At 51.8% G+C, this 9998-nt stretch carries 8 protein-coding genes and 2 pseudogenes; 3 read left to right on the top strand and 7 right to left on the bottom strand.

From position 1 onward, the window contains the following. Window positions 1–120 (top strand): annotated as a pseudogene (locus OCV58_RS11020) (IS30 family transposase); the annotation flags it as partial. Window positions 121–181: 61 nt separating this feature from the next. Here the strand turns inward: OCV58_RS11020 and OCV58_RS11015 are convergent. The 4 genes and pseudogenes from OCV58_RS11015 to OCV58_RS11000 form a co-directional block, all read right to left on the bottom strand. Then, window positions 182–997, bottom strand: a pseudogene (locus tag OCV58_RS11015) (ISL3 family transposase). 6 nt (window positions 998–1003) lie between these two features. Continuing rightward, window positions 1004–1312 carry a transposase family protein gene (locus tag OCV58_RS11010; protein ID WP_087477620.1) on the bottom strand — a complete coding sequence of 103 codons (309 nt, stop codon included), beginning with the start codon at window positions 1310–1312 and terminating at the stop codon, window positions 1004–1006. Window positions 1313–1634: 322 nt separating this feature from the next. Next, complete coding sequence (locus OCV58_RS11005; protein WP_095629747.1) at window positions 1635–2156, bottom strand: flavodoxin; 522 nt, start codon at window positions 2154–2156, stop codon at window positions 1635–1637. 501 nt (window positions 2157–2657) lie between these two features. After that, window positions 2658–3233 carry a flavodoxin family protein gene (locus OCV58_RS11000; RefSeq protein WP_087477621.1) on the bottom strand — a complete coding sequence of 192 codons (576 nt, stop codon included), beginning with the start codon at window positions 3231–3233 and terminating at the stop codon, window positions 2658–2660. A 197-nt stretch (window positions 3234–3430) separates the two neighbouring features. On the opposite strand from OCV58_RS11000, the gene OCV58_RS10995 reads away from it, so the two are divergent. Both OCV58_RS10995 and ychF read left to right on the top strand, forming a co-directional pair. Then, window positions 3431–4672 (top strand): LL-diaminopimelate aminotransferase, encoded by a 1242-nt coding sequence (locus OCV58_RS10995; protein ID WP_087477622.1) that lies wholly within the window; start codon window positions 3431–3433, stop codon window positions 4670–4672. A 16-nt stretch (window positions 4673–4688) separates the two neighbouring features. Then, entirely contained in the window at window positions 4689–5795 is a 1107-nt protein-coding gene (gene ychF, locus OCV58_RS10990) for a redox-regulated ATPase YchF (protein ID WP_154877862.1), read from the top strand. Window positions 5796–5865: 70 nt separating this feature from the next. On the opposite strand, the gene OCV58_RS10985 is transcribed toward ychF, so the two are convergent. The 3 genes from OCV58_RS10985 to OCV58_RS10975 all read right to left on the bottom strand — a co-directional run bounded on the left by OCV58_RS10985 (window position 5866) and on the right by OCV58_RS10975 (window position 9975). Next, window positions 5866–6111: a helix-turn-helix domain-containing protein gene (locus tag OCV58_RS10985; protein WP_087477624.1), complete on the bottom strand. Its 246-nt coding sequence runs from the start codon at window positions 6109–6111 to the stop codon at window positions 5866–5868. Between the two features lie 254 nt (window positions 6112–6365). After that, entirely contained in the window at window positions 6366–7775 is a 1410-nt protein-coding gene (locus OCV58_RS10980; RefSeq protein WP_154877861.1) for an FAD-binding oxidoreductase, read from the bottom strand. Between the two features lie 280 nt (window positions 7776–8055). Beyond that, window positions 8056–9975, bottom strand: coding sequence for an ABC-F family ATP-binding cassette domain-containing protein (locus tag OCV58_RS10975; RefSeq protein ID WP_154877860.1), 1920 nt, complete (start codon window positions 9973–9975; stop codon window positions 8056–8058). Between the last annotated feature and the right edge of the window lie 23 nt (window positions 9976–9998).

Below are 9998 nucleotides of genomic sequence, written 5' to 3'. Positions count from 1 at the left end.
CTCGTTCCAGAAGCCTATGTGCAAGCTGTTTTTGCAGAACTAAATCGCCGTCCCCGAAAATGTTTAGGATACAAAACGCCATACGAAGTACATTACTCTAAAAAGTTGCACTTAGCTTGACAATTCGCCCCATAAAAAAACTGACCTCCAATCGTTAGATTTTTGGTCTAACATTTGGGGGTCAGTTCACCAAGCTGGTCCGTTTTAGTACTTTAATCTTATTGTTGCACCCTTCTGTATACCCATTGGACCATGGGAGGGCATTTACAATCTCCTCAAACCAGTCTGTAAACGATTTTTACAGCGCTTGAAATTCTTCCAGGCCAGCAGACCGGACTAATTCCAACCAGTCCTGCAGTTCTGGTTCTGCATACAGAGTTCTCTTCATATCCAGTACCTTATAAAAGGCTTCTTTGAGTGCGTACGCTTTCCATAAGTCTTCCGAATGCGACAGGATTTCCTCAAGGCATACTAGTTCGTCCGGCGTCAGCGTATGGCCGGCTTTCCGCAGAATCCGTTTATTCCGCTTGAAGTAACGGCTTTTCTTGGGGAATGATTTCTGGATCCACTTGCGTACTCGTTCCATAGCCCGCAGCACCAGTCGGATGATATGAAACCGGTCGCATATAATGACGGCATTGGGAAAGACTTCTTGTACGACTTTCCGAAACAGGTTAGATATATCCATGATGACCCAGCGCACCCGGTTTCGCTGTTTCTTTGGGAACGAACGGAAATACTTGATGATATCCTGCGTATTCTGGTTGGGCAGGATATCCAGAATCTTATGCGTAAAGGGATTCGTGATGCTCGTCTGATACTTCTGCCCTTGGACGTTGCCTTTGAATTCATCCAGAGCCAACAGCCATGGCAGTCTTGTTGGTTTAGCATATTGTATGCGGTCAAAATAGCGAATTACTGTAGGAACAGACACTCGGTAGCGGGCGGCAATGGAGGTAAAGGTCTGGCGTTGTCTGCATTCCTTGAGAATCAGCATCTGTACTTACTGGCTACGGCGCTGATACGGCTGTACAAACGACAGCGACGGATAGAAGGTACGATAACAGGCCGGGCAGCTATACCGCCGTTTACGAAACTGCGCATATACGGGAAGGTCATTTACAATGGCAATGAACACGGTTTGCGAACGGTAATCCTTAATACGGGAAGTACGGGTATGACAATGCGGACAGCACTGTTCTTTCTTTGGTATAGACAGATGAAGAATCTGCTTATCTTCCAGCATTTCCAAAGAAGTTACTTCAGCCTCTTTTAAAGAGAGCATTTCTTCGATATAATAAAAATTGGACATAGGACATCTCCTTTCTATTGGGTTTGGTCGCTTTAATAGTAACAGGAGATTCGTCGTATGTCCATTTTTTTATAAAATGGGGTTGCGGCAGATATATGATGTCTGTCGTTACCTCAACACCTATTTATTATAGAACCAGTTTTTGCTGATTTTTCCATTAATCAATTAATCAAAAAATTAATCTAAAATTTCGCCGCATTAAACAGACCAAAAAACGGAAATAAGCAAAATAATTAATTACAGTGCTAAAAAGCGCAGCTCTGTGAGTTATTCCACAAAGCTGCGCTTTTGTTGTGCCGTATGTCAACTGTATACGGGCCGTTTACTGCTGGAGCCAGCGGCGCACGTCGTCTTCGGCATCGAGGATCGTCGTGCCGAACAGCGTCAGTCCTTGTCCAATCGTCGCCGTCGGGCACAGGTCGTGCAAATCCTGCAAGCTGGTGCCCCAGCCGCTGCCTTCGTGAGTGCAGAAGGGCATGATGAGCTTTCCGCCGAAGTCATGGGATTCGAGGAAGGTCCACACGGCCATGGGCATCGTGCCGCACCAGTTCGGATAGCCCAGGAACACGACGTCGTACGGCGCAACGCTGTCCAGCTGCCGTTCCAGAACCGGGCGGGCGCCGTCGGCCTTTTCCTGTCTGGCGGCAGCTACGGTTTCTTTATAATCGTACGGATAGGGAATATCGCGCCGTATATGGAACAACGCGCCTCCCGTATACTGCCGTATCATGCGGGCCACCCGCTCCGTATTGCCGACAGTCAGATCGACTAATTTCCCGCTGGCATAGTTTTGGCCGGCGTGAGAAAAATACGCAATGAGACAATTTTGTTCCCTATACTTCATGCTCTCGCATCCCTTCTCTCCAGATACGCCGCAGATGTTACCTGCTGCGGCATCTATTATTATATGCCAAAAGCAGCCTTCCGTGAAGACAGACAAGACATCGGCATAACGAATCATTTTGTTATGCAGTGCGCGAATAGATTCCCATGTATCAGGCTATGCATTCTGCAATCGTCATGATATACTAAGACCGTTGCTCGCTCCATCCTGGCAACAGGAAGGGGGTGAAGCCTGTGCCAAAAAACACTCTCTATTTATTTTGGAAAGCTGTCATGGTAAATGTAACCGCCTACTACATTTGCAAAGGACTAGACATGCTTTTCCAGTTACTGAGCAACTAGTCTCGGATTGACATTTCCGTAATTATGTCAAAAAGCCCATGAGACCGCCATCTCATGGGCTTTTTCATACCTGTGCAAAACACTCTCTATATAGTCTTGCCTAACTGCATTATAACAAGGCTCGCACTGCAAGTCAATGCTCCGCGCCCCGATATGCCGCTTATCCCTGCAGCAGCTGCCGGGCAAAGGCTCTGGCACGTTCCGCTTTTCCTTCGTCCATGAATACGGTCTTATATCCCAAATGCCGCTCGGCAAACAGTCCGGCGTAGCGGAGCCTGGAATGCTTGCAGTAGCGCCGTACGCCTTCGGCGAAGAGGTCCGCGCCGTGCTCCGGCTTATAGCCGCAGGTCGTAAAGACGGCGACCTTCTTGCCGGCCCATAGCGCCGGGCCTACTTCGTCGCCGTAATATTTATTGAAGCCGTATACGCAGCGGTCCAGCAGGGCTTTCATCGGCGCCGTGCAGTACCAGGAATAGATAGGCGTCGCCAGGACGATGACGTCGCTGTCCTTTATGTCGGCGGCGATAGCCGTCATATCGTCGTCGATGACGCAGTTGAAATCAGACCAGTCCTTCTGGCAGCCGCGGCAGGCGTGACAGCCTTCTATCTTTTTGTCGTACAGCCAGGTCAGCGTATATTCTGCGCCGCCCCGTTTCAATTCGTCGCAGAAGGGCTCCAGACATTGGGCCGTATTGCCGTGCTTTCGCGGACTCCCCATCAAAATCGCAAATTTCATCGCCTCATCTCCTCATACATCACAAAAACTGTTTCATCCCTATAGTTTCATTTATGAATCGAATAATGATGATTTTATTTTATCATAAGCCAGCCTATTTGGCGAATCTTTGCAAGGACTGCGTATTGTAGTACAATAGTAAAAGATTATGCAAATCATACTATAGATTAGAAGCTATATAAGGAGGGCTCCGCATCATGGCTCATGTAAATGAAAATTATTTAAAGCTCCCCGGCAACTATTTATTCGCTACGATTGCGAAAAAAGTAGAAGCCTTTTCTAAAGCGCACCCCGAAGCAAACATCATCCGTCTCGGCATCGGCGACGTAACGCGCCCCCTGGCTCCGGCCATCATCGAAGCGATGCACAAGGCCGTCGACGAAATGGGCAAGGCCGAAACATTCCGCGGCTACGGCCCCGAACAGGGATATGATTTCCTCCGTCAGGCCATCATCGACGGAGACTACAAGACGCGCGGCATCGACCTCGACATCGACGAAGTATTCGTCGGCGACGGCGCAAAGACCGACGTTGCCTGCATTCAGGAAATCTTCGGCAGCGATTTGAAATTCGCCGTAGCCGACCCGGTATACCCGGTTTACCTCGACTCCAACGTCATGCTCGGCCATACGGGCGACTGGAACGCCGAAAAGGGCATTTACGACGGCGTTGTCTATCTCCCCTGCACGGCTGAAAACGGCTTCAAGGCCGAACCGCCGACGGAAGACGTAGACATCGTATACCTGTGCAACCCCAGCAACCCGACGGGCACGGCCATGTCCAAGGCCGAACTGGAAAACTGGGTCAAGACGGCGAAAGAAAAGAAATTCATCATCATCTACGACTCGGCCTATGAAACATATATTACAGAACCGGACGTTCCCCACAGCATTTTTGAAATCGAAGGGGCTAAGGAAGTCGCCATCGAACTGCGTTCGTACTCCAAATGCGCCGGCTTTACGGGCACGCGCTGCTCTTACGTCGTCGTCCCGAAGGCCTGCGTAGGCTATAAAGCCGACGGCACGGCAGTCGAACTGAACCCCATGTGGAACCGCCGCCAGTGCACCTTCTTCAACGGCACGCCTTACGTCATCCAGCGCGCCGCCGAAGCGTACTACAGTCCGGAAGGCCAGAAGCAGTGCCTCGCCGACGTCAACTACTACATGGAAAACGCCCACATCATCCGCGACGGTTTGGTAGCGGCTGGCTTCACGGTATACGGCGCGACGAACTCCCCCTATGCCTGGGTACAGACGCCGAACGGCATGAAGAGCTGGGATTTCTTCGACCTGCTCCTGGAAAAAGCCCACGTCGTCACGACACCGGGCTCCGGCTTCGGACCTCACGGCGAAGGTTACCTGCGCCTGACGGCCTTCGGCACGAAGGAAAACACCATCGAAGCGGTCAAACGTATTGCTGATTTAAAATTATTCAAATAAAAAGGTGGTTTAACCATTGAGTACCAATCTGGAAGTCGGCATTGTCGGCTTGCCGAACGTCGGCAAGAGCACCCTGTTCAATGCCATTACCAAAGCCGGGGCAGAAGCGGCAAACTATCCTTTCTGCACGATTGAACCGAACGTCGGTGTCGTCGAAGTGCCGGACAACCGCATCCAGGTCCTGACGGACATGTATCATCCGAAAAAGACGATTCCCGCCGTCATGCGCTTCGTCGACATTGCCGGCCTCGTAGCCGGCGCGTCCAAGGGCGAAGGGCTGGGCAATAAATTCCTCAGCCACATCCGCGAAACCGACGCCATCGCCGAAGTCGTCCGCTGCTTTGAAGATTCCAATATTACCCACGTAGCCGGCTCCGTCGATCCGATCCGCGACATCGAAATCATCAACACCGAGCTGTGCCTGGCCGACTTGGAAACGACGCAGAAGCGGGCCGACCGCATCGCCAAGGTAGCCCAGTGCGGCGACAAGGCGGCGAAAGCGGAATACGAAGTCCTGAAAAAGGTCCTGGCGGCTCTCGAAGAAGGCGAACCGGCCCGTAAAGCCGGCTTGACGGAAGACGAGCTGCCTCAGGTCAAGGACTTGAATCTCCTCACGCTGAAGCCGATCATTTACATCGCCAACGTCAGCGAAGACGAAGCAGGCGATCCCGACTCCAACCCGAACGTCAAGCGCGTCGAAGAATACGCCGCTCAGGAAGGCGCTCAGGTCGTCGCCGTGTCGGCTAAAATCGAATCGGAAATCGCCGAGCTTCCCGATGACGAAGCCTCGGTCTTCTTAGAAGAACTGGGCCTTCCCGAATCGGGTCTGGACAAGCTCATCAAAGCCAGCTATTCCCTTTTGGGCCTTATCAACTTCTTCACGGCCGGCGCCGACGAAGTACGGGCCTGGACCATCGTCAAGGGCACGAAGGCGCCGAAGGCGGCCGGCAAAATCCATACGGACATCGAACGGGGCTTTATCCGCGCCGAAATCGTATCGTATGAAGACCTCATCGCCTGCGGCAGCGAACAGGCCGCCAAGGAAAAAGGCCTCGTCCGCCTGGAAGGCAAGGAATACGTCATGCAGGACGGAGACGTCACGTACTTCCGTTTCAATGTCTAATAGTCTATACTCGTAATACACGCATAAAAAAAGCGCTGTTCCCATCAGGGGCAGCGCTTTTTCGCATGATTTACATATATTCGTCTTCGTCGTGCCAGGACTTGCGGCCTTCCCGTTCGTCCGTAAAGCCGACGAGATAGTCCAGCGACACATGGTACAGCTTAGCCAGTACCATGAGCTTTTCTACGGAAATTTTTCGTTTTCCCAGCTCGTACATTCCATATCCAACTTGCGAACAGTTCAACACTTTCGCCACATCGGCCTGGGACATTTTCGCTTCCAGGCGAAGGGGCTTCAAACGGCTATAATATTTCATCGTACCACCCTAGCTCCACTGCAACAACGGGGAACACCGCATTCCCATTTACTTCATTATCTACCTTATATAACTATAATCTATTTGTATGGTTATATCAACATTTTTATGACTACCTTTCCGCGAAAATATGGCACAAGTTCATTCTTTCTTTACATATTATGATATTCCGTAAGGTAATAAAAAACGACAGGGAATATATTTAAAAAGTATAAACCCTGTCGTTATCTTTGTTATGCCCTGCAAAGGCGCTCTCAGCCGACGTTGACGAGCTTGCCCGGATTCATGATATCATTCGGATCCAAGGCTTTTTTGATAGCCCGAATCATCTTTAATTCTCCTTCAGGCGTGCAGGCTTCAAATTCTTCCAATTTCTTAAAGCCGATGCCGTGTTCTCCCGACATTTTGCCGCCTAAGGCATATACGCGGGGGAACAAATCGTGATGAAAAGCTTTGATTTTATTAAACCATTCTTCCGGCGATAAGCCTTTATCATTCAAAGGCAAGACGTGAATGTTGCCGTCGCCGATGTGGGCTACGGTGACGCAGTACAAGTCGTATTTCCGGCGCAGTTCCGGCAGCTGTTTCGTAATATCGGGAATCTTGTCCAGCGGCACGACGAAATCTTCTGTCTGGAACATCTTGTCGACGCTGCGGGCCGCTTCGGCAAATTGCTTGCGCAGCTTCCAGATACGGGCATCGGCCTCAAATTCATCGATAGAGCCGTTGGCTTCCGCCAAGTCACAGAGCTGTTCCATCTTGCGGTCCGACTCATCTTCGTTAAACGATTCGACCGTAACGATGACGTAGTCGCAGCCGTCGTCGACGTGGGGCATCTTCATGTCCAGGAATTTGCAGGTCAGCTGCAATGCTTCGTTATCCATAAATTCGATGCTCGTCGGGTCGATGCCGGCTTTTAAAATCCTATTCGGCAGGGCGAAGGCTTCTTCATCAGATTTAAACACGCAGACCATGTTGAAGCTATACGGCGGCAGCGGGCGAAGTTTGACCGTAACCTCTGTGATGATGCCTAAAATACCTTCCGAACCTGCCAGCAGCTGTTCCAGGCATAAGCCGGTAGAGCACTTTTGCAACCGCGCGCCGAGCGTGACGATATCACCGGTCGGCGTAACGACTTTCAAGCTGTAAATCTGGTGGCGCGTCGTGCCGTATTTGACGGCTTTATTGCCACCGGCGTTGTTGGCGACGTTGCCGCCGATCTGGCAGCTTTCGGCGCTGGACGGATCGCCTGCGTACAACAAATTATGTTTCCGCGCTTCAGCCTGCAAATCGCCGGTCAATACGCCGGTCTGGCAGGTAGCGTACATATTGTCGGCGTCAAATTTCAAAATCTTGTTCATGCGTTCCAATTCGACGACGATGCCGTGATAGATGGGAATAGCGCCGCAGGCGACGCCGGAGCCGGCCGAACGGGGCGTCAATGGAACCAAATACTCGTTCGCCAGCTTGACGATCGCCGCTACTTCTTCCGTACTGCCGGGAAATACGACGACTTCGGGCTTGCGGAAGTAAATCGAATTTCCTTCTTCATCAGTCTGATACGCCGTCAAATAGTCTTCATCGGTTTTGACGAATTTATCCCCTACGACGTTTCGTAATTTTTCCAGTAATTCCGGCGTAACCGGATTAAACGTTGCCATCATTCAATCGCTTCTTTCTGTATCTAAAATTTAGCTCATACCCCTCACTTTGAGCCGCTCGCGAGTGTAGGAAATCCTACCGGCTAAAAAGCGATTGAAGATAGTATAGCACGTTAAAATATATTGTAAAGGCTGCTGTTTTCAATATATTTATCATTTACAAGGCAAGACATCGTTATAAAGATAGGCTCTCTTCCGATAATTACTTATGGTTCTACGTTTTACCAAAATTAATTCTCTTTGGTTATATATTATTTTGTCATGCAATTCATGATTAGAATACCTACTCAGAAAGCTGCTCCCACGTCTCGTACGCAGCGTCCAGCTGTGCCTGCGTTTCGTCGTAAAGGCGGGTCAGCTCCATCATCTTGTCGGCGTCGGTCTGCACGTCAGGCAGGTTCATCTGCACTTCGTACATCTTGAGCGTCGCTTCCAACTCGGCGATTTTCATTTCTATTTTTTCCAGCTTCAAGGCCGTTCCGTACGACGGTTCCTTGCGCGCCGGCCCTTTCTTAGCCGATGGTTCCGTCTTGGTTACTGCTGCGGCCGGCTTAGGCTTTGCCGCAGCCGTTTCCGCTTCCCGTTCGGCCAATTCCTGAGCCGCCCGTTCTTCCGCTTCCCGCACCTTTTCCCGGTAATAGGTATAGTTTCCTAAAAATTCCTTGATCTTCTTATCTTCCAGCACGAGGGTCCGTTGGGTAATCTTGTCCAGGAAATAGCGGTCGTGGGATACGACGAGGTACGTGCCGCCGAATTCCTGCAGGGCCTGTTCCAGCACTTCCCTCGTCGGAATGTCGAGGTGGTTCGTCGGTTCGTCGAGGATGAGGAAGTTGGCGCCCTGCAAAAACAGCTTCAATAAGGCCAGCCGCGCCTGTTCGCCGCCGCTCAGGCTGTCGACGACCTTAAATACGTCGTCGCCTTGAAAGAGGAAGCGGCCCAGCACGGAACGGGCTTCGTCTTCGCCGTAGCTGAAATCGTTCATGATTTCTCCCAGCACCGTCCAGGCGCCGTGCAAATCCGTATGCTCCTGGGCAAAGTAGCCGATATGCACGCGGCTGCCCAAGGTGATGTGGCCCTTGTCCGCTTCGATTTCGCCCATAATCATGCGCAGGAGCGTCGTCTTGCCCGTGCCGTTCGGCCCGATGAGGGACGCCGACTCGCCGCGGCGCAGCAGCAGGGACAAGTGGTCAAATAACTGCCGGTCGCCGAAGCCGCCGCAGATATCGTCGAGGACGAGGACCTTCTGGCCGCATTCTTCTGCCGGCGCAAAATGGAAATGCAGCGTTTCCGCTTCAGGAGCCAGCTCGATGCGCTCCAGCCGGTTGAGCTGGGACTGACGGCCCCGGGCCTGCTTGGCCTTGATGCCGGCCTTATACTTGCGGATATATTCTTCGGTCTGGCGGATATGGTCCTGCTGTTTTTGGTAGGCCCGTTCCAGTGCCTTGCGCTGCTCCGTCCGCTGGACGATGTACCGGGAATAATTGCCCTTGTATTTGGTCACCTTGCCGTGTTCCAGCTCCAGTATGCCCGTCGCCACCTTGTCCAGGAAATAGCGGTCGTGGGACACGATGAGGATGCCGCCGCCGTAGGACAGCAAGTAGCCTTCCAGCCATTCCAGCATGTCCATGTCCAGATGGTTCGTCGGTTCGTCGAGGAATAAGTAATCGGGACGGCGCACTAAGGCCTTGGCCAGGTTGATGCGCGTCTTCTGGCCGCCGGAAAACTGCTGCACCGGCCGGTCTAAATCGGCTTCGCCGAAGCCCAGGCCGTGGACGATCTTCCGGGACATGGATTCGTATTCATAGCCGCCGAGCCATTCAAACCGTTCCTGCAGGCGGGCGTATTTGTTCATGACGCTTTCATCGTCGGGATGGGCCTGCATGTCCTTCTCCGCATCCTTGAGCTGTTCTTCCAGGCGCAGCACGTCCTGCCAGGCCTCGGTGATGGTCTGCCGCAGCGTCACGTCGTCTTCAAAGGCAATATCCTGCTGCAGGTAGCCGACCGATTCGCCTTCGGACACGACGAAGACGCCGCTGTCATATTCTTCCTGACCCATAAGGCATTTCAGGAGCGTCGATTTGCCTGCGCCGTTGGCTCCGATGAGGCCGATGCGTTCGCCGCGGCGGATTTCAAAGGATACGTCCTGAAACACCGTATGGACGCCGAATGATTTCGATAATTTCTGTACTTTTATACTTCCCATGGTTATCCTCTCATCTATGCTGC

The sequence above is a fragment of the Megasphaera stantonii genome (assembly GCF_025567065.1).
Lineage (GTDB): Bacteria > Bacillota > Negativicutes > Veillonellales > Megasphaeraceae > Megasphaera > Megasphaera stantonii.
Note: the sequence above shows the minus strand (reverse complement) of the source record. Positions and strands in the feature narration are given on the sequence as shown.